This is a genomic window from Alcanivorax sp. VBW004 (genome assembly GCF_009718865.1).
In the GTDB taxonomy this organism is placed as follows: domain Bacteria; phylum Pseudomonadota; class Gammaproteobacteria; order Pseudomonadales; family Alcanivoracaceae; genus Alcanivorax.
Genome location: NZ_WNHC01000001.1, coordinates 510292 through 530993 on the forward strand (window position 1 = coordinate 510292; position 20702 = coordinate 530993).

Here is a 20702-nt window from a genome sequence, read left to right on the forward strand (position 1 = left end):
CTCCTTTTATTTGTGTGTCTACGTTACGCAGCAGCTCGCCTGGCGGATGCAAAAAATATTTTGTTTTTTTCTGCATCCGGAATGCGTTTTTTCACGTATTACTAACAGGTCATCTGCCATTAAGGAGGTCAACTCAACGGCGCGTCCGGAGAACCTCGTTATGGCAGCAAGGGAAAGCATGCTGGTGGATCAGCTGGCAAAAGTCGCGCAAGGGGACCGCGCGGCTTTTTCCGACCTGTACCAACAAACCAGCCGTGCAGTGTACGGACAGTGCATGCAATTGTTGCGCGATAATGACGAGGCCAATGACGTGCTGCAGGAAACCTATATTCAGGTGTGGCATCACGCCGGTGAATACCATGCGGACCGGGGCTCGGTACTGACGTGGATGATGTCGATCTGTCGGTACCGGGGGCTGGATGCGATACGGCGCCGCCGCAGGGACGTGGAGTTCGATTCGGTGGCGCAGAATCATGCCTGCGAGAAACCCGGGCCCATGCAGAATGCAGGCGACATGGTGGATCGGCAGCGCTTGAGTGATTGTTTGCGCGATCTGGATGAGCGTTATCGAAACAGTATCGAGATGGCCTATTTTCGTGGTTTCACCCATCAGGAACTGGCGGTTGCCATGGGGCAGCCTCTGGGTACTACTAAAAGCTGGGTGCGCCGTGGGCTCAACGTATTGCGTCAGTGTCTGGGTTCATGAAGCCGGATAACCCTGAGCGTAATCATGCGCTGGCGGCGGAATATGTGCTGGGCACCCTGCACGGCGCGGCGCGAAAACGTTTCGAACGGTGGATGATGTTGTCGCCCAAATTGCGGCGGCAGGTGTGGCTGTGGGAGCGGCGGTTGCAACCGTTCAATGATTCTGCGCCCAGCATGCAGCCGCCGGCCGGTGCCTGGGATGCGCTGGAGCGTCGGTTGTTTGCCGCGCCAGAGACGGCGCCCGAGCCCCATGCCGGTGCCGCTGCCTGGTGGCAGTCGGCGTTGCCCTGGCGCTGGACCACAGGCATTGCCGTGGCGGGGTTGATGGCGTTATTGATCTGGACGCCGGTGCCGCCGAAAGCCCCGGAGAATGGATTGGTGGGCGTGGTGCAGGGGACACAGGCGCAACCATTGTGGGTGTTGAACGCTTCCCGGGGAGACCACAGTCTCACATTGCGTTCATTGCCGCCCGCGTTGCCGGCAAGCGATGATCAGGATTATGAGCTGTGGTTGTTGCCAGAATCCGGGGTGCCGATCTCGTTATCGGTATTGCCGACCGAGGGGGCAGAGTTGCGGATCACGCTGAGTCATGAGCAGGTGAAACAATTGCTGCAATCCCGTTCCCTGGCGATCAGCCTGGAGCCCCATGGCGGTTCGCCGACGGGGCAGCCCACCGGGCCGGTGGTGTATCAGACTCAGCTTGTGGATTTATAGCAGGGCAGGCGAGCCGGGTGCTGGCCTGCGTTGATGCGGCGTCAGGTGCCGAGTTCGCTTTCGGCGGTTTCCAGCGCTTCCATGGCGTCCAGTAGTTCCCCTTCCAGCGCGTCGTGCTGTTTCTTCAGGCGAGCCTGATCCCCCAGCAGCCCGTTCATTTCGTCCTTGCGGTTTGGGTCGGTGTACAGCGCGTCATCGCCCAGCCCGTCTTCCACTGTGGCCAGTTTGTCACTGCACTGGGCCAGTTGTTTTTCCAGGGTTTCCACCTGTTTTTTCAAGGGCCGTAACTGCTGGCGCTGTTGGGCGGCTTGCTGGCGGCGGGCCTTGGCGTCCTGGCCATCGCTGGCTTTCTCTTCTTTCACCGGTTTGCCGTCGCGGCGATTTTGTTGCAACCAGCGGGCGTAGTCGTCCAGGTCGCCATCGAAATGGCTGACACCACCGTTGGCCACCAGGAAAAAATCGTCCACGGTGGTTTCCAGCAGATGGCGATCGTGGGAGACCATCACCACTGCCCCTTCAAAGGCTTGCAGGGCCAGGGTCAGCGCTTCGCGCATGTCCAGGTCCAGGTGGTTGGCGGGCTCATCCAGCAGTAGCAAGGCGGGTTTTTGCTGGACGATCATGGCCAACGCCAGGCGGGCTTTCTCGCCGCCGGAAAAACGTCCGATGGGGGCAAACACATCATTGCCCTGAAAGCCGAAGCGGCCCAGTTCGCTGCGCAATTGCGATTCGCTCCATTGCGGATAGAACCGTGACAGCATCTGGTAGGGGGTGTCGTTGGCGTCCAGACGATCCACCTGTTGTTGGTGGAAGTAACCGATTTTCAGATCATCGTTTTTTTCAAAGTGGCCGCCCAAGGCGGGCAGTTCGCCCACCAGAGTGCGCACCAGGGTAGATTTGCCTGCGCCATTGGGGCCGAGCAGGCCGATGCGGGTTTCCGGACGCAGGCTCAGGTTGACCTGGTCCAGGATCACCGTATCGACGCCGTTATTGCGATAGCCGCACTGCACCGCGTCCAGGTTCTCCATGGGGTTGGGCAGTTTTTCCGGGCTGTAAAAATCAAAACTGAAGCCGGAATCCACATGGGCGGGGGCAATCAGTTCCAGTTTTTCCAGCGCCTTTACCCGGCTCTGGGCCTGCTTGGCCTTGCTGGCTTTTGCCTTGAAGCGGGTAATGAATTTTTGCAGGTGGGCGACCTGGGTTTGCTGCTTGTCGTGCATCTTCTGTTGCAGGGCCAGCTTTTCGGCGCGCTCGCGTTCGAAGTCGGAGTAGCCGCCGGTGTACTGCTTCAGGCTGTTATGTTCGATGTGCAGAATCTGGGTGACGATGGCATCCAGGAACGCCCGGTCGTGGGAGATCACCAACAACGCTCCGGGCTGCTGAATCAAATAACTTTGCAGCCAGAGAATGGCATCCAGATCCAGGTGGTTGGTGGGCTCATCGAGAAGCAACAGGTCCGCGTCGCTCATCAGTACCTGGGCCAGGTTCAGGCGCATGCGCCAGCCGCCGGAAAAACTGGAGACGGGTTGTTGCTGTTGGGCTTCACTAAAGCCCAGGCCGGCCAGCAGGATGGCGGCGTTGGCCGGTTGCTGCCAGGCGTGCAGGGCGTCCAGTTCGCCGTGGGTCAGGGCAATGGCGTGGTTGTCGCCGGCCTGTTCGGCGGCCGCCAGTTTGCGCTCGGCGGCACGCAGGGCGTGGTGGCCGTCCAGCACATACTCGATGGCGGGTTGTTCCAGCGCGGGGACTTCCTGGGCCATCATGGCCAGGCGCCAGTCGGCAGGCAGGTTGAGGTTGCCGCCGTCGCTCTCCAGCTCGCCCATGATAAGCTTGAACAGCGAACTCTTGCCGCTGCCATTACGGCCCACCAGACCTACGCGCCAGCCCTTGTGCAGGACCAGGTTGGCATCTTCCAGCAGCAGGTCGGGGCCGCGGCGAAGGTTGATATGTTCGAGAGACAGCATGGTGAGCCTATTTTCAAGACAGTGGCCTGCGTGCCGTGACAGGCGTGCAGGAAACCGGCGCAGTGTAAGCGATGGCCTGTTCAAGCACCAACCTGCCCGGGGAGGTGAACCAGGGGATGCCTGTGAATGATGAGATGAAAGCGGATCTGTGGCGTTTTGCGCTGGGGCGCTGGCAGGACAAGCGGTTCGAGAAAGCCTGCCTGCATCTGCAGGACGACTATCAGGTGCCGGTGTCGCTGCTGCTGTGCGGCTTGTGGCTGGCGGCGTCGGGCAAGCAGCCGGATGCCCGGACGGGTCGACGGTTGGCGGAGCTGGCGGAGCAGTTCGAAGCGGATTATCTGCGCCCGCTGCGCCAGGTTCGCCGCAAGGCCGCACAGGATGACCGCTTGCCCGAGTTCAAACGCCAACTCCAGCAGGTGGAGCTGGAGGGCGAGCGCTGGTTGCTGACCACCCTGCCTTCTTTGTGCGAGAACCTGTTGCCGGCAGGCAAGCCGGTGGACCCGATGGGCTGGTTGCTGGTGCTGATTCCGGAAACGGCGCAGTGTGAGGGATTGCAGGAAGGGCTGAGCCGCCTGGCCGAGTTGAAAGTGGAAAGTTGAAAGGCGCGAGCTGGGCAGGGCGGGATTCGAATCAGGCTGTCGTCGCGCCGCAATATAGGCAAAGACATTGATGCGGTCAGCAATAAGGAGCCGTGGCGCGGTGAGGGCGTTAACGATTTGGCACAAATGCCTGGCGCGCTTTTGAACTTTCAACTTTGAACTTTCCCCCCTCCGCTGCCATTCTTCCTGTCCACGTTTTATTCGGACCCTTCCATGAGCACCGACCTGGATTTTGATCGCGACCACCTCTGGCATCCTTATACGTCTACCTCGAAACCCCTGCCCACCTTTCCCGTGGCCAGTGCCGCCGGGGTGAGGCTGACGCTGGACGACGGGCGTGAATTAGTGGACGGCATGTCGTCCTGGTGGGCGGCGGTGCATGGCTATAACCACCCGGTGTTGAACCAGGCGGCCAAGGACCAGATCGACCGTATGGCCCATGTGATGTTCGGGGGGCTGACCCACGAACCGGCGGTGGAGCTGGGCAAAAAGCTGGTGGCGTTGACGCCGGATCCATTGGAGAAAGTGTTTCTGGCTGACAGCGGCTCGGTGTCCGTAGAAGTGGCGATCAAGATGGCCTTGCAGTACTGGCTGAGCCAGGGGCATACCGGCAAGGACAAGCTGCTGGCCCTGCGCAACGGCTATCACGGCGATACCTTCGGCGCCATGGCGGCCTGTGACCCGGTCAACGGCATGCATTCGCTGTTCAGTGGTGTGCTGGCCAAACATTATTTTGCCGACGCGCCGCAGTGCCCCTATGACAGTGATTTCGATACGGCGGATCTGGATTCCATCCAGCAGATGCTGGCGGCTCATCATCAGGAGATCGCCGCCGTGATTCTGGAGCCGGTGGTGCAGGGCGCGGGTGGCATGCGCATTTATCATCCTGTCTATCTGAAAGCCGTGCGCGCCTTGTGTGACGAATACGGTGTATTGCTGATCTTTGATGAGATTGCTACCGGGTTTGGTCGCACCGGGAAAATGTTTGCGCTGGAGCATGCCGATGTGTGCCCGGATATTCTTTGCCTGGGCAAGGCGATTACCGGGGGCTACATGACCCTGGCCGCTACGCTGTGTACCGACCAGGTGGCAGCGGGTATTTGTGAGGGAGAGGCCGGTGTGTTGATGCACGGGCCGACCTTTATGGGTAACCCGCTGGCCTGCGCCGTAGCCAACGCCAGCATCCAGTTACTGCTGGATTCCGGCTGGCAGCAAAAAGTGGCCGCCATAGAAGCCCAGCTCAAGGACGAACTGCTGCCGTTGAAGGCGTTGCCTGCGGTGGCCGATACCCGGGTGCTGGGTGCCATCGGGGTGATGGAGATGAAAGAACCGGTGGCCATGGAGCAGGTGCAGGCGCGTTTTGTGGAGCTGGGTGTGTGGATTCGTCCGTTCGGCAAGCTGGTCTACATCATGCCGCCATTCGTGATTGAGCCGGAGGATTTAAGCAAGCTCACCGGAGCGATGCGGGATTTGGCGGAGGGCAGTTGACGTTAAGACCTAACTTTCTACAAACCCGCTGTAGGAGTTCCCTTCCAGGGGACGAACCTCGCGAAGCGAGGCGACAAGAGCGTTCACCTGCCGCACTGTCATGAGTCGATCCAGAACCTGATCGCCCTGTGAGCAATTCCGCGTTTACACGCGGTTCGTCCCCTGGAAGGGAACTCCTACAGGTGGTTTACCGAAACCCCGGCATGGTCTGTATCAGGTGTCGTTGCACCTCCAGCCACTCGCCGATTAGCCGCCAGTGTTGCTGGTCTTCAAGATGGCGGGAGACGGCGGCGTCCATGATGCCTTCCCCCTGGCTCATGGCTTGCACGTAGAGCTGGGTATCACGCAGGGTCACCAGGTAGGGAATTTTCAGGCTGGACAGAAACTGGCGTAGGGCTTCGTACATTTTTGTGCGAGTGCGCGCCCGGTTTGCGATCACGGCTAGCCGGCGGGGACGCCGTCGATAGCTGGGGGTAAGCATGACGCTTTGCAGAAACCGGGTAGTGGCGCGGATATCAATGGGGCTGGGCAGCACAGGAACCAGAACCACCTGGGAGAGTCGTAACAGGTGATCCAGCTGGTGCGGATCCAGCCCGGCAGGGGAATCGATGATCACCAGGTTGCCGGCCTGGTCCAGACGTTGTTGCAGACGGCCCAGGGAAACCGGTTCGCCGGCAGGCCAGCCGAGGGTTTGAATGGTGGGTGACTTGCGCATTTTCAGCCACTGGGTGGCAGACTGTTGCGGGTCCAGGTCCATCAGGCATACCGGACGCCCCAAGGCCTCGAAGTAGCAGGCCAGGTTGGTGGCGATGGTGGTTTTGCCGCAACCCCCTTTGCTGTTTGCGACCAGAATCACCAAACGCGATGCGTGGGGACGATGCTGGGAGCCGATCCCCGTGGATGGGCTGTTCTGTGCGCTGTTCATACCGTTTCTTTATGGTTATTTCGTATGATTCTACCTGCCCCTAATGCCGGTGCGGTGACTGTCGGAAGAAAGGGTGATTGTGCTCACAAATTCAACACTACCGCAAAAGTGGCACAAGTGATGTAAATTGTGATGTTATTTTGCTCCCACCGGGAACTCGATCCCGTGAAGAGGCTCAATACAGGGGAATCCGGCATTATGCGTTTCTTGCTCATTATTGTGGTGCTGCTGCTGGCAGTGCTGGCGGCATTGTTTATCGTGCCGCTGGGTGGCGGTAAGCCACTGTTGGACTGGCAGCATGTGGAACAGAACTGGCAACAGCCGGAAAAATTGTTCGATGGGAGCCTGTCTCCCTGGCTGGAAAAAAAGGGAGACACGGAGCTGTATCGCTGGCGTGACCCCGATGGAAACTGGCAGTATGGCCAGATTCCGCCGCCGGGTGTGTCGGCGGAACCCATTACGGTAAAGGCTCCGGACACCATCAGCGCGGAAGAGATGCGCGGTGGTAAGGGGCTTGAAGAGACACAACAGAAACAATAACAGTAAGCCAATTGGAGGCAGAATGAAGAAATTGGGAATCGTGCTGGCAGGAACTGTCTTGCTGGCAGCGTGTGGTCAGGAAAACGCAGAAGTGAAAACGGACGACCAGAAAGCGTCCTACGCTTTGGGTTTCCGCAGTGCCGAGCAGATGCGCAGCCTGGAAAACCTGGACCTGGATGCCATGGTTGCAGGCCTGCGTGATGGCTTCGACGAGAAGGGCGAATCCCGCCTGGGTGATGAAGATCTGGATCAGCTGATTCGTGATTTTCAGGGTCGCATGATGGCCGCTCAACAGAAGAAGGTTGAGGAAGAAGCCGGCAAGAACCTGGAAGCCAGCGAAAAATTCCTGGCGGACAATGCTGAACGTGACGGCGTGACCGTTACCGACAGCGGCATGCAGTACGAAGTGCTGGCCTCCGGTGAAGAAGGGGCGGCGTCTCCGACCCTGAACGACACCGTGGAAGTGCACTACCACGGCACCCTGCCCGACGGCACTGTGTTCGACAGCTCTGTAGAGCGTGAGCAGCCGGCCACCTTCGGCCTGCAGCAGATCATTCCGGGCTGGCAGGAAGCGCTGCCGATGATGAAGGAAGGCGACAAGTGGAAAATCGTTCTGCCGCCGTCACTGGCCTACGGTGAGCAAGGCGCGGGTGGCGACATCGGCCCGAACCAGGTGCTGATTTTCGAAATCGAGCTGCTGGATGTGAAAGGCAGCGGTGATGCATCACAAGGCAGTGGTGATGAGGCGCAAGGCGAAGAATAATCGCCGAGCGTTTTTTGCTACGAAGAGGGCGCCGAAAGGCGCCCTTTTGGGTTTAGGGCTACGAGAGGTTCCCTAGTTGCTGGAGCACACTGACATCACTACGAAGCTGCTGTAGGAGTACCTCTGGAGGTGCGAACCGCGCTTGCGCGGAAATCGCCGCAGGGCGATCAAGCATATCCGTGCTCGGCAGGTTGCCTTGAACTGGATGGTGCCAGATTCGGTTCGCCCCTCAAGAGGCACTCCTGCATTTATCGTTGACGCACGAAACAGAACGGGGGCTCGAACCCTGTCCCTCTGTCGCTTGTTGCTGCTCTTAATGCGTCGCCTGCTGCCGCGGCGGTTCTTGTTGATGAATACTGAGAATCAGCTGGTCTTCCAGGGCAAAGCGCTCTTCCAGGGTTTCCATCAGTGCACTGATGCGCTGGGGTAGCACCTTGCGCTGGGCCAGGCACTGGTTGGGGTGTTCGAAGTCTTCATTGAAAGCCAGGGCGGCATCGGTGGAGCTGTCCAGCTTCTGCATAATCTGCCGGGTCAGTGCCGGGTTTTCCCGGTGGAAGTGGCGGGCTTCGTTAACCAGTTCCCGATATACCTCGAAATAGCCGGCACTGATGTAGTCCATCAGCAGCTGACAGAATCGCTGTACCTGCCGGTGCATGGGTTGCGGGTTGTCGTACGGTTGGGGGGTAGAAAGGCCTTTCAGGCCCTGCATGGTGCACAGCAGCACAATCAGCTGTTGGCGTTCATCCAGCCAGGCTTGAACCAGTGCTTCGATACGTTGCCATTGAGCCAGTGCTGCAGATGTGGAACTCGCCATTGTGTTCCCTCCTTAGTGAATGGCTGAGACTGCCTTGGGCCGGGGGTACGAACGGTGCCGTACAAGCGGACGTCTGATTCTTCAGCAGGGCTATCGAGACTAGGATGGAGCGTGGCGAGGGCGCAATGGGCAGAAAGTGACCTTTTTGCGGAGTGGGGAGAAACAGCTGAAAAAACAGCGTGGCGTCAGCCACTTGCTGATAAAGACGGATTTTTCATAAGGCAGGGGCTTTTAGTGCTTTGTAACGGCAGGCGTGAAGCGTGCAGCCTGTTGCGGCTCTTACAGATATTGCGCCACCCAGGGCCACAGCCAGGGCAGCGCTATGGCGGTGACCAGCCCACACAGGCCCAGCGCCAGGCCCGCAAAGGCGCCGGCTTTCTCGCCGTATTCGAAGGCTCTGGCGGTACCGATGGCATGGGCTACCAGCCCCAGTGCAAAGCCTTTTACCCGGTGGTCGGTGACCTTGAGCAGCCGGAAAATGGGGCCGGCGGAAAGCGCGCCGACAATGCCGGTGATGGCCACGGCGCCGGCCGCCAGCGACACGTAGCCGCCGGTGGATTTCACCACTTCCACGGCAATTGGCGTGGTGATGGATTTGGGCGCCAGGGAGCCTACGACTTCCGCGGGCGCACCCAGCCACCAGGCCAGTCCCACCGCGATGGCGGCTGAGATGAAGGCGCCGAGAATGGTGGCGATCACAATGGGGGTAAGCACGCTGCGCACGGTGTGCAGTTGCCGATATAACGGCCAGGCCAGGGCAACGGTGGCCGGGCCCAGCAAAAAGGCAATGATCTGTGTCTGGTCGCGGTATTCCTCGTAGTCCACATTCACCAGCGGCAACACGATAATCACCGGAATGGAGGCCACCAGAAACGGGTGGAAAATGGGCAGGCTGTTGCTGCGGCCGTAGATCCAGAGCGCGAAACGGTAGCTGGCCAGTGTCAGCAGCACGCCAAACAGGGGCGTGTGCACCAGCCCGGCAAGGTTGTCCAGGTTAGCCGGCATGGTCGTCTCCACGGTGGCTTCCGGTGGCTTCCTGGTGTTTGCCGCCCAGCAGCTTTTTCAGCATCAGGGTGACCACGATCATGCTGAGCAGGGTGCCCAGCACCACCGCCACGCCCAGTGCCAGGGCGTACTCTTCGTAACGGTGCCATTGCAGCACAATGCCGACCCCGAGGGGGAAAATTAGCAGGCTGATGTGCTTGATCAGGGCGCCGGCGGCCGGGGCCACCCGCTGCGTGAACGGGGCTTCCAGCAATAGCGCCAGCAGCAACAGCACCATGCCGACCACGGAGGCGGGCAGGGGGATGCCGGTGAGGCGAATAATCACTTCACCGAAAAACTGGAACAGTAGCAGGATCAGCAGACCATCGATCATGGCGGGCTCAGCGGGGCAACGGGCGGAACATCTGAATCAGGGCGACGATCAGCAGGCCGGCAAACACCACCATGGACCAGGCGGGCAGGCTCAGGCCGAGAAAGGACCAGTCCATTTCGGCGCACTCGCCGGAACCGGCCAGCACTTGCTGGAGCACATTCTGCAGGGGAAATACGTCGAGCATGTAGTCCAGCCCGGGGCCGCAGGCGGGCACCTGGTCCGCCGGCAGGTTCTGCAGCCAGATGTGGCGCGCGGCCACGGCGCCGCCACCGAGGGCAGCCAGGGCGGTCAGCGCGCCGTAGAGGCGCACGCCCACGCCTTTGGGTCCGTGCAGGCTGGCGATCAGCAGGATCACGGCTGCGGCGATCACGCCCACGCGCTGGAAAATACACAGCGGGCAGGGTTCCAGTCCATCCACGTGTTGCAGGTAAAGGGCGCCGGCCATGGCGGCCAGACAGGCAAGAAACGCGAGGATGTTCAGCGGGCGTGGAGCAGGAATGAAGGACGGCATGGGGCGGCTCTTTTCGTCGGGGACCGGCGAAGGGTAGGCAAAAGCGCCGGTGGCGGCAAGGGGGAAAGAGGGCGGATGCTTAACGTACGGTGCCGGGTGTGGAAAGCACAGGAAGCGGTGCTGACAGCACTGCTCCCACCAGGCAGGAGAGAGGCCGCTCCTTGTGCGGATCCGCGTCAGGCCTGTTTGGCGTTTTTCTGCTGCAGGTTGCGGTCGTGCCAGGCGTCGATGCCGGCTTGCCAACCGTCAAACCACCATTGCGTCAGCGGGGCATCCGTATAGGGACAGCGGTTGCTATCGCCGCCGGACATCCCCCACATGCAGCCCTGATTGTACGCTTTTTCGCACTGTTCCCGGTCTGGAGACATGCCCTTGCTCCTTGTCACGTTCCATTGAGAGTAGCACTACGGTGCTATTTGCATAGCGTGCGAGTCCGCATTTTTGTTGTGCAAATGCAGCAAGCGCGATCCGTGTGCAGTGTTAGCGGTGGGCTATGCAACGGAATGTGTCGCAGTGCAATGTGACGTTGAGGCGGGTGGCGCATGTCAGGGGCTGTATTGGGGAGTGAAGGGGCCGGCAGCGGTTCCCGCGGGGGCGGGAACCGCTGCCGGCTGTTTGCCGGTCAGTCGCGGAAGTAATCGGCCAGGTAATCCTCGAAGGATTGCTGATCGGCCGCTTCGCCGGCGGCCTGTTCGGCCAGGCTGTCCGCCGCCAGTGCTTCCAGGCGCTGGTTGGTGTTGTCGCAGCGCTGGCGGGACAGGAAGTGGTCGCGGTGGGCCAGGGCCTGATCCATGGCGAACTGGAAGAAGCCCTGATTGCGACTTTCCAGTGTTGCCAGAATCCGCGCGGACGGGGTGGCGTCCGGGTTATCCACTTTTTCCTGCTGGTGCGCTAGTGCCTCGGCATAGTTGGTGCCGCCATGGGCGCGGTCAAACAGTTCGGCAATGGGCTGCATCTGTTCCAGCTTTTCCGTGGCCCAGTCTTTCAGGCTCACCGACTTGCCCCAGTTGCAGAGCTGGGTGGCGGTGTTGCGGCCGTCGTAGACCACCTTGCGCAGGTTTTCCTTGCTGGCATGCAGGTCGCATTTTTCCAGTTGCGGCGATTCGCGCAGCAGGCAATAGGTGGCGAACAGGTCCAGGAAACGAATTTCCTGCTGGTTGATGCCCACCGGCTCGAACGGGTTGAGGTCCAGCGCGCGGATTTCGATGTATTCCACGCCACGTTCCTGCAATGCCGTGGTGGGGCGCTCGCCCGGGTTGATGGTGCGCTTGGGGCGAATGGACGAGTAGTACTCGTTCTCGATCTGCAGAATATTGGTGTTGAGCTGGCGGTAGTCGTCTCCCACCTTGACGCCGATTTTCTCGTAGGCCGGTTCCGGCGTCTTGATGGCATGGGTGAGGGTGCTGACGTACTCATCCAGGTTGTTGTAGCTGATCGCCAGGGAAGACTGGGCATTGTTCTGGTAGCCCAGATCGCTCATGCGCAGGCTGGTGGCCTGGGGGCGATACAGGGAGTGGTCAAAACGCTCCAGCAAATCGTGCTCGCGGCCGGCCAGGAAAGAGGCACACAGTGCCGGGGAGGCGCCGAACAGGTACACCAGCAACCAGGAGTAGCGCTGGAAATTGCGAGTCAGGTCGAAGTAGCGACGGGAAATGTAATCCTGCAGCGGCGCGCTGTCGCCTTCCAGTTGCTGATTCAGTTTCCAGAATTCTTCCGGGTAGGAAAAGTTGTAATGAATCCCGGCGATGGTTTGCATCTTGCGGCCGTAACGATGGCCAAGCCCTTCCCGGTAGACGGTTTTCATGCGGCCCACATTGGCGCTGCCGTATTGCGCCACGGGTACATCACTGTCCTTGCCGATCATGCAGGGCATGGAATTGACCCACAGCACTTCATCACCGATGTGGCTGTACACGTAGCGGTGGAGCTGTTCGAGAAACTCGATGGGCTTGTGCAGCTCGGTGCTGGGTGGGGTAATGAATTCCAGCAGCGCTTCGGAATAATCCGTGGTGATGTAGGGGTGCGTCAGTGCGGAGCCCAGCGCCTTGGGATGCGGGGTTTGCGCAAGGGTGCCATTGGTGGTGATGCGCAGGCTTTCTTTCTCGATGCCGCGACGGATACCAGCCAGGGTGGCGGCGGCATCTGAATCCAGCAGGGCATGAATTCTCTGTTCAAGATGCTTCATGGTTGGGGCCTGTCGTGCGGCCGCCCGGGTGTGGGGCTGGCCGCGGGTGTGACGGAATTCCGACAATCATGGGGCAATAGAATGACGCTGAGAAGTCACTCCACTCAGGAGCGCTTCTTGCTGTCCTTCTTTTGCTTCTCTTCCTTGGCCTTGGCAAACAGGTCGGCGAAGGTGCCGCCGCCGCCCTGGGGCTGACCACCGGCACGCTGACCGCCGCCGTTACCACCGCCACCGCGGCGTTGGTTATTGCCTTTATTGGCCTGATTGGCGCGGTTGCTGGTGGGGCGCTGGCCACCGGTTTTTTCGGTGGGCTGGTCGTCCATGCGCATGGTCAGGCTGATGCGTTTGCGATCCAGATCCACGTCCAGCACTTTTACCTTGACGATATCGCCGGGGGCGACCACCTGATGGGGGTCTTCCACGAACTTGTCGGCCAGCGCGGAGACATGCACCAGGCCATCCTGGTGAACGCCGATATCCACGAAGGCGCCGAAGTTGGTCACGTTGGTGACGGTGCCTTCCAGGATCATGCTTTGTTTCAGATCCTTGAGGGTTTCCACCCCTTCCTTGAGTGCCGCCGCCTTGAATTCCGGGCGCGGGTCACGGCCGGGTTTTTCCAGCTCGCTGAGGATGTCAGTGACGGTGGGCAGGCCGAAGTTGTCGTCGGTGAATTCGGCGGCGTTGACCTTCTTCAGGAAGGGCACATCACCCACCAGATCCTTCAACGGGCGGCCATGTTTGCCGGCGATTTTTTCCACCACCGGGTAGGCTTCCGGGTGCACTGAGGAGCTGTCCAGCGGGTTCTCGCCGTTCATGATGCGCAGGAAGCCGGCGGCCTGTTCAAAGGTCTTGTCGCCCAGACGCGGAACCAGTTTCAGGTTGGCGCGGCTGGCAAAGGCACCGTTCTTCTCCCGGAAGGTAACGATGTTGCCAGCGATGGTGCTGTTGAGCCCGGCAATGCGGGCCAGCAGCGGGGCGCTGGCGGTGTTCACGTCCACGCCCACGGAGTTCACACAGTCTTCCACCACGGTATCCAGTGAGCGGGACAGTTTTACCTGGCTCACGTCGTGTTGGTACTGGCCCACGCCGATGGCTTTCGGATCGATCTTCACCAGTTCGGCCAGCGGGTCCTGCAGGCGGCGGGCAATGGAGACCGCACCCCGGAACGATACGTCCAGCTCGGGGAATTCCCGGGCGGCCATTTCCGAGGCGGAGTACACGGATGCGCCGGCTTCGGAAACGATGATCTTCTGGATCGGCTGATCTTTCAGCAGCTTGACCACTTCGCCGGCCAGCTTGTCGGTTTCCCGGCTGGCGGTGCCGTTACCGATGGCGATCAATTCCACGCCATGCTGTTTGCTCAGGGCAGCCAGTTTGCTGAGGGACTGGTCCCACTGTTTTTTCGGCTGGTGCGGGAACACGGTGGTGTGCTCAAGCAGCTTGCCGGTGGCATCCACGACCACCACTTTCACCCCGGTACGCAGACCCGGATCCAGACCCATGGTGCACTTGGGGCCGGCGGGGGAGGCCATCAACAGGCTTTTCAGGTTACGGGCAAACACCTGAATGGCTTCCTCTTCGCCCATTTCCCGTACCCGGCCCAGCAGTTCGGTTTCCAGATGGGTATTGAGCTTGATCTTCCAGGTCCAGCGCATCACTTCCTTGAGCCAGTCATCGGCGGCGCGGCCGGCGTGCTGCCAGTCCGCTACGGCGGTGACCATGGCTTCACAGGGATGCGGCTGGGCATTCTCCAGCTCTTCCGGCAGCACCATGGAGACATGCAGGATGCCTTCATTGCGGCCCCGGAACAGGGCGAGGGCGCGGTGGCTGGGGATGCTTTTAAGGGTTTCGCTGTGGTCGAAATAGTCGCTGAACTTGGTGCCGTCTTTTTCCTTGCCGTCGACGACTTTGGCCTGGATGTGGCCCTTGTCCCAGAGGAAGGTGCGCAGGCGGGTGAGCAGCTCGGCGTCTTCGGCGAAGCGCTCCATGAGGATCTGTTTGGCACCGTCCAGGGCGTCCTTGGCGGTGGCAATCTTGTGTTCCTCGTTCAGGTAGCCGGCGGCCAGTGCTTCCGGCTCCTGGGTGGGATCATTCATCAGGCTGTCTGCCAGCGGCTCGAGACCGGCTTCGCGGGCAATCTGGGCGCGGGTGCGACGCTTGGGCTTGTAGGGCAGGTAGAGATCTTCCAGCCGGGTCTTGGTGTCGGCAGCCTTGATCGCCTTTTCCAGTTCCGGGGTGAGCTTTTCCTGTTCGGTGATGCTTTTCAGGATGGCCTCGCGGCGCTCTTCCATCTCGCGCAGATAACGCAGCCGTTCTTCCAGGTTACGCAACTGGGTGTCGTCCAGACCGCCGGTGACTTCTTTACGGTAACGGGCGATAAAGGGGACGGTGGAGCCTTCGTCGAGCAGGGCGACGGCGGCGTTGACCTGGCGTTCCTGGCAACCGATTTCTTCGGCAATAATCTGTTCGATACTACGCATGATATGTCCTGACGGCGTGCGGCCTGCGGGCGTATTGCCGGCAAGCGTTCTTCAAATACAAAACGACCGGAATCATAGGGAATGAATCCGGTCGTTGATAGATTGACTTGTAAAAGCGGCTGTGGCTGTGGCGCAGGTCATGGACGTTCGGTTACCGCGCACGACAGGCCGCGGACGACGACTCAGCCCAGCGCTTCATTGATCTTGGCGACCAGTTCCGATTCCACCGGCGGTTTCACCACATAGCCGAAAGCGCCCTGGCGTTCGCCCCAGACCTTGTCGGTTTCCTGGTCCTTGGTGGTGACCAGAATCACCGGAATGCTTTCTGTGGCAGGGTCGCGGGTGATCTTGCGAGTGGCCTGGAAGCCATTCAGTTCCGGCATCACCACATCCATCAGGATCAGGTCGGGCTGTTCCTGACGGGCTTTTTCTATCCCTTCCATGCCGTTGGTGGCGGTGACGACATCATGGCCCTGACCCTGGACAATCTTAACCAGATTGGTCAGCTGGGTCGGGGAATCGTCCACCACAAGAATTTTGGCCATGTTGCTCTCCTCAAGCCGCTATTGATCCCAGGCGGCTGTTTTTTTATATGTGTCTCGATCCAATCGCGAATCATACCAGCGACGGCTTAAAAGGTAAGCTGTCGAATTGTGGCACATGGGTGCCGCAATGGGGCAGCTTACCGGGTAAACGTGTGGGTGCTGCGCCGCCCCCAGAGTAGAATGGGCAACACAATCAGGGCGGTGACCAGCGTCCAGCGGGCCAGTGCCCAGAAACTGTTGGCCAGCAGGTCGCCGTGATGCCCGGCCAGCGGTGCCAGCGCGGCAATGACAAGGCTGCCGACCCCGGTCAGCAGGAGCCAGCGCGGTGCCAAGGCCAGTGCCAGCTGCCGGCGGCGGAACAGGCACCACAAAAAGGCCAGCCCCAGCCCCAGCATCAGCAGCCAGAGTAGCCCGGCGGGGGCGAGCAGCAGCAGGCTGGCGTCTTCGCTGGCGGCTGCCTTGAGCAGGGGCAGGTTGCCGAACACGTTCAGTAGCAGGAAGGGGCCGAGCAGCATGGCCCACCACAGATTGCCGCCCAGGCCTTGGGGACCGGGTTGCTGACGGTGGTGGACGGGATCAAAGCGCCAGACGCGCTGCAGCAGTGTGCCCCAGTTGTGCGGCGCCAGGTTGCGGCCGAGTCCATGGAAGCGGTCGCGCTGTTCCTCGATCAGCATCAGCATGGCGGGCACTACCAGCAGGATCAGCCCGGTGCCGAACAGCAGGCCGAACACCAGGCTCACGGCCATGGGCTTGAGGAACTGGGCCTGCAGTGAGCTTTCGAACAGGATCGGCGTGAGGCCGGCTACCGTGGTGATCGAGGTCAGCAGCACGGCACGCAGGCGGCGCACACAGGCTTCGGTGATTGCCTGGAAGCGTTCCATGCCTTCGGCGACCAGCTGTTGATAGAAACTCACCAACACGATGGAGTCGTTGACGATAATCCCGGACAGGCCGAACAGGCCCATGGCCGAGAACATGGAGAACTTGATGCCGAACGGGGCCGTGAAGATATGCCCGATCACTGCGCCGGTGAGGCCGAAGAATATCGCCACCATGATCGCTATTGGCCAGGAGTAGGAGCTGAATACCCAGGCCAGCACGATATAGATAATCGCCAGCCCGAGCAGGGCGCCGGTGGCCAGGTCCCGCAGGTTTTCCGCCTGTTCCTGGAGCTTGCCCTCGTAGCCCACGCCGATGCCGTAGCGGCTTTTCAGTTCCGGCAGGATGCCTTCGTTAAGGGTGGCGATGATCTCGTTGGCGTTGCCCTGTTCGGGATCCAGGTCGGCGTACACGGTGGCGGCCAATTCGCCGTCGACCCGGCGCAGCAGGTCCACGCCCTTGCGGGCGTCAAACGTGACCACGTCGCGTAGCGGAATGGCTTCGCCCTGATTGGTGATGATGGGCAGGCGCTCGAGGGCGCTGAAGCGGCGGCGCTCGCTGTCTGGCAGCATCACCCGCACTTCCACTTCTTCGTCTTCCTCGTTGTAGAGCTGCGCCAGACTGCCGTCGAAGGCGCCCCGTAGCTGGCTGGCCACTTCGCTGAGGGTCAACCCCAGGGCGCGACCCTGAGCGGTGAGCTCGAATGTGAGCTGTTCCTTGCCGTAAGGAAGATCATCGTCCACGTTGCTGACGCCGGTGAACTGCTCAAGACGTTCCTGCAACGCCAGTGAGGCGGCTTTCAGGGTAGCGGCGTCACTGCCGGTGAGTTTCACCTCGATGGGTTTGCCCGGGGGGCCGGCTTCGGCCTGGGAGATGGTCAGCTGATCCAGCCCCGCGGGCATGGCCAGTCTTTCGCGCCAGGCATCAATCAGTTCGTCGTTGGAGATGTCCCGGTCCGAGCCGGTGTAGACCTCGACCACCAGGGTGCCGTATTCATCACCGAACTTGTCCTGGCGGCCGCCGATGTTGGGGAAGCCGGCGGCGGCGCCGTGATGGCTGATAATGGTATGGACCAGATGCCCGCCCAGTTCCTCGTTGGTCTCTTCCAGAGTGCGTTCCAGCTCGGCGAGGAAGTCGTCCACCTGTTGCTTGTCGGTGCCGGAGGAGAATTCCGCCACGGCGCGCAGTTGGTCACCATCTACCGGCGGGAAGAAGGTGAATTTGAGCCAGCCGGTGGATACCAGCGACAGGGCAATAACGAAGGCACAGACGGCGGAGACACTTACCAGCTTGCGGTGGCTAATGGACCATTCCACCAAAGGCCGGAAGCGCTCATCCCGGAAGCGGTTGAAGCCGATGTCGATGCGTTCGCGCAGGCCGCTGGCCTTGACCTCGATGCCGCGGAAGCTGTGGTGCAGATGGCCGGGCATCACCAGGAAGCATTCCAGCAGTGAGGCGAGAATCACGCAGATCATCACGAAGGGAATATCGAAAGATATTTTGCCCATGGCGCCGCCCATCATTCCCAGTGGCAGGAAGGCGGCGATGGTGGTGGTGGATGATGCCACCACCGGCCAGAACATGCGCCGGGCCCCGCCCAGGGCTGCACGCTGGGCGGATTCGCCCTGTTGCAGGTGGGTGAGGGTGTCTTCGCCCACCACGATGGCGTCGTCCACGATCAGCCCCAGGGCCAGAATCAGGCCGAACAGGCTGATCATGTTGATGGTGCCGCCAAACGCCCAGAGGATGCCGAGGGTGGCCATGAAGGACACGGGAATCCCCACGGTGACCCACCAGGCGACTCGCGCATTGAGGAAAAAATAGAGGGTCAGGATCACCAGCACCAGGCCGGAAATGCCATTCCAGAGCAGGGTGGAAATACGCTCCTGTACGTGCTTCCAGGCCTCGAAATAGAACGTCATTTTGACGCCATTGGGCAGCGAATGTGCGTATTCGCCTCCCCAGGTACGAACCTTTTCGGCCAGGTCGAGCATGTCGTCATCTTCGCCGCGCATCACCTGTAGTTCGATGGCGGGTTTGCCTTCGAAGGTGAGCGTGGCCTGGTCATCCCGTGCCCGCCGTTCGATGATGGCCACATCGCCCAGGCTTAGCTGCTGGCCGTCGGCGGTGGTAATCAGGGGGAGCTCGGCAAAGGCCTTTTCGTCACGGCGCTGGCCCAGCGCCCGCAGTTGCTTGGCGGCGTCGTCGCGCCCCACGGTGCCGGCGGGGGTGTCCTGGCTGAAGCTGCGTACCTTGTCGCCGATTTGTCCCAGGGTCATGCCCAGATCATGCAGGGTGCTGCTGGGCACCTGAATGGCCATTTCCTCTTCCGGCAGGCCAATGAACTCCACTTTGCCGACCCCCAGCGCCAGCAGCTCATCCTCCATTTCCCGCACCAGGGGGCGCAGCTCTTCCCGGCTGCCATTTTCCGTGGATACCAGAATCGAGGTGACCAGCGAATAGCGGGTAATTTTCTGAATCACTGGCCGCTCTGCGTCCTGGGGCAGGTTGCGGATCGAGTCGATGCGCTGGCGCACTTCATCCAGGGCCAGGCCCAGGTCACTGCCGTCTTCCAGTTCAATAAAGATGGCGCTGGCGCCCTGCTGGGAGCGGGCAATCAACTTGCGGGTGTTGGGCAGGGTTTTCAGTGCCTGCTCGACGGGAATGGTGATGGAGCGCTGCACGTCTTCCGGGCTGGCGCCGCGCCAGGGGATGGTGACGGTGACGTATTCGAAGTCAAAATCCGGGAACAGCTGGGTGTTCAGGCGGGTCAGGCCCAACACCCCGAGCATGATCATCAGGATCATCAGCAGGTTGGAGGCAACCTTGTGCTCGGTAAAACTGGCGATCAGGCCCCGCGACTCACTCACTGTCACCGCCCTGGTTATCCGCGTGGGGGTTTGTTTCCGGGGTGGCGTTTTCCGTTTTGCTCTCCGTTTCAGTGCCGGTGTCCGCGTTGCTGCCGGGCACCGGTTGCGGGTCCACGGGCAGGCCGACGATGGCCTGGGGCAGCTGGGTGGTCATGATGCGTTCACCACCGGTCAGGCTGTCGGCGCGCAATAGTAGCAAGGACTGGTCGCCGTCGATGGCTTCGCCGACGATGTGAGCGTCAACCCGTTGCAAATGGTCCTCGGCGTCGATGCGATAGAGCCGGTTGAGACCATGCAGGGCGGTGGCCGGCAGCGCCAGCAGTTGTGGCTGGGCGGGCAGTGTCAGGGTGATAGTCAGCGGGCGGCCCAGGGCCGCGGTGGGCGAGCCTTTCACGCTGTCATGGCTGAACGCGAACAGGCCATCGATACCGCCACGGGCATCGGCGGCATCGCCGGCCAGCCGTTTCAGTTTCAGCGGCAGGGTGTGGCCTTCCAGCTGGGTGCTGGCGGCCAGGTCGCCGGCGATCAAGCCTTGGCGTACGGCAGGCAGATAACGGTCGGGAATCTGGGCGCGTACTTCCAGTTCGGTGTCAGCAAACAGGTCGATCAGCGGTTCGCCGGGACGCACCCGCTCGCCCGGGGCTACGCTCACCTGGGTAATGGTGCCGTCGAATGGGGCGTTCACGGTGGTGCGAGCCAGGTCGATCTTCGCTTGCTCCAGCTGCGCCTCGGCGCTGGCCAGGCGGGCTTCCATGCGCGCCAGCTCGTTACGGAAATCACTGACACTGAGTTGCCGCTGGCTGAGAGACAGGTCGGCCCGGGCCTGGGCTTCTTCGGCTTCGTCCAGCTGGGTCTGGGCCACCAGTTTGCGTTCCCGCAGGGACTGGATACGCTCCAGATTATCGGCGGACAACTGCGCCAGTTTCTTTTCCAGCGCCAGGTTTTTCTTGTCGCTCTGGTAGCGCAGGCGGGTGGTTTCCAGCTGGGCGGCGGCTTCGTCGCGGGTGGCTTTGGCGCGGTCGCGGGCCAGGGCGGCTTCGGTGTCGTCCAGCTGGATCAGTAATTGGCCTTCGCTAACCCGGTTGCCGGCCCGTACCGGGATGCTGTCCACGTTGGCGGTGACCACGGCGGTCAGGCCCGCCGCCCGGGGGGATTGCACCCGGCCGAACAGTTGGATTTGCGGCGAGCGCGCCTGCGGGTCGGCCAGCACGAACCGCACCCGGGCATGGTTGTCCACGATGTCTCGGGTGGGCGCGGACGGTTTGAATGTGGCAAGCAGGATGATCGCCAGCACCGTGCCCAGAATAACGCGGGCCACGGGGGGGATGTGTTTCAGGCGGTCTCGCAA

At 61.1% G+C, this 20702-nt stretch carries 18 protein-coding genes; 6 read left to right on the top strand and 12 right to left on the bottom strand.

Features of this window, described 5'->3' with window-relative positions; translation table 11 throughout:
• The first annotated feature begins 160 nt into the window (after positions 1–160).
• Positions 161–706, top strand: a complete 546-nt coding sequence (locus tag F1529_RS02380; RefSeq protein ID WP_007149568.1) for a sigma-70 family RNA polymerase sigma factor — start codon at positions 161–163, stop codon at positions 704–706.
• Positions 703–1419 carry an anti-sigma factor domain-containing protein gene (locus tag F1529_RS02385; RefSeq protein ID WP_155131837.1) on the top strand — a complete coding sequence of 239 codons (717 nt, stop codon included), beginning with the start codon at positions 703–705 and terminating at the stop codon, positions 1417–1419. The genes F1529_RS02380 and F1529_RS02385 overlap by 4 nt, the downstream gene beginning before the upstream one ends.
• 41 nt (positions 1420–1460) lie before the next feature.
• On the opposite strand, the gene F1529_RS02390 is transcribed toward F1529_RS02385, so the two are convergent.
• Positions 1461–3377, bottom strand: coding sequence for an ATP-binding cassette domain-containing protein (locus F1529_RS02390; protein WP_155131840.1), 1917 nt, complete (start codon positions 3375–3377; stop codon positions 1461–1463).
• 116 nt (positions 3378–3493) lie between these two features.
• Between F1529_RS02390 and F1529_RS02395 the strand changes: the two genes are divergently transcribed.
• On the top strand, positions 3494–3976 hold the full coding sequence (locus F1529_RS02395; protein ID WP_039927441.1) for a TIGR02444 family protein: 483 nt from the start codon (positions 3494–3496) through the stop codon (positions 3974–3976).
• Positions 3977–4189: 213 nt separating this feature from the next.
• Entirely contained in the window at positions 4190–5464 is a 1275-nt protein-coding gene (gene bioA / locus F1529_RS02400) for an adenosylmethionine--8-amino-7-oxononanoate transaminase (RefSeq protein ID WP_155131843.1), read from the top strand.
• Between the two features lie 187 nt (positions 5465–5651).
• Here bioA and F1529_RS02405 read toward each other — a convergent pair whose 3' ends face one another.
• Positions 5652–6389, bottom strand: a complete 738-nt coding sequence (locus F1529_RS02405; protein ID WP_007149675.1) for a ParA family protein — start codon at positions 6387–6389, stop codon at positions 5652–5654.
• Positions 6390–6587: 198 nt separating this feature from the next.
• On the opposite strand from F1529_RS02405, the gene F1529_RS02410 reads away from it, so the two are divergent.
• Both F1529_RS02410 and F1529_RS02415 read left to right on the top strand, forming a co-directional pair.
• Positions 6588–6929: a DUF4124 domain-containing protein gene (locus F1529_RS02410; protein ID WP_007149274.1), complete on the top strand. Its 342-nt coding sequence runs from the start codon at positions 6588–6590 to the stop codon at positions 6927–6929.
• 22 nt (positions 6930–6951) lie between these two features.
• The gene (locus tag F1529_RS02415; RefSeq protein ID WP_155131846.1) at positions 6952–7692 is read left to right on the top strand and encodes an FKBP-type peptidyl-prolyl cis-trans isomerase; all 741 of its coding nucleotides are present in this window, start codon (positions 6952–6954) and stop codon (positions 7690–7692) included.
• A 313-nt stretch (positions 7693–8005) separates the two neighbouring features.
• Here F1529_RS02415 and rsd read toward each other — a convergent pair whose 3' ends face one another.
• The 10 genes from rsd to F1529_RS02465 all read right to left on the bottom strand — a co-directional run bounded on the left by rsd (position 8006) and on the right by F1529_RS02465 (position 20702).
• Positions 8006–8506 (bottom strand): sigma D regulator, encoded by a 501-nt coding sequence (gene rsd / locus F1529_RS02420; protein WP_007149591.1) that lies wholly within the window; start codon positions 8504–8506, stop codon positions 8006–8008.
• Between the two features lie 279 nt (positions 8507–8785).
• A complete protein-coding gene (locus F1529_RS02425; RefSeq protein ID WP_007151085.1) occupies positions 8786–9511 on the bottom strand; it encodes an LrgB family protein in 726 nt (241 codons plus the stop codon).
• Entirely contained in the window at positions 9501–9884 is a 384-nt protein-coding gene (locus F1529_RS02430; RefSeq protein WP_007150322.1) for a CidA/LrgA family protein, read from the bottom strand. Before F1529_RS02430 ends, F1529_RS02425 begins: the two co-directional genes overlap by 11 nt.
• A 7-nt stretch (positions 9885–9891) precedes the next feature.
• Complete coding sequence (locus F1529_RS02435; protein ID WP_007148921.1) at positions 9892–10395, bottom strand: disulfide bond formation protein B; 504 nt, start codon at positions 10393–10395, stop codon at positions 9892–9894.
• Positions 10396–10571: 176 nt separating this feature from the next.
• Positions 10572–10763, bottom strand: a complete 192-nt coding sequence (gene rmf, locus F1529_RS02440; protein WP_007150230.1) for a ribosome modulation factor — start codon at positions 10761–10763, stop codon at positions 10572–10574.
• A gap of 254 nt (positions 10764–11017) precedes the next feature.
• The gene (gene gshA, locus F1529_RS02445; protein ID WP_155131849.1) at positions 11018–12580 is read right to left on the bottom strand and encodes a glutamate--cysteine ligase; all 1563 of its coding nucleotides are present in this window, start codon (positions 12578–12580) and stop codon (positions 11018–11020) included.
• Positions 12581–12684: 104 nt separating this feature from the next.
• Positions 12685–15060 carry a Tex family protein gene (locus F1529_RS02450; RefSeq protein WP_155131852.1) on the bottom strand — a complete coding sequence of 792 codons (2376 nt, stop codon included), beginning with the start codon at positions 15058–15060 and terminating at the stop codon, positions 12685–12687.
• A gap of 182 nt (positions 15061–15242) precedes the next feature.
• Entirely contained in the window at positions 15243–15605 is a 363-nt protein-coding gene (locus tag F1529_RS02455) for a PleD family two-component system response regulator (RefSeq protein ID WP_007150289.1), read from the bottom strand.
• Between the two features lie 137 nt (positions 15606–15742).
• A complete protein-coding gene (locus tag F1529_RS02460; RefSeq protein WP_370456935.1) occupies positions 15743–19354 on the bottom strand; it encodes an efflux RND transporter permease subunit in 3612 nt (1203 codons plus the stop codon).
• Entirely contained in the window at positions 19347–20702 is a 1356-nt protein-coding gene (locus F1529_RS02465; protein WP_155131855.1) for an HlyD family secretion protein, read from the bottom strand. Before F1529_RS02465 ends, F1529_RS02460 begins: the two co-directional genes overlap by 8 nt.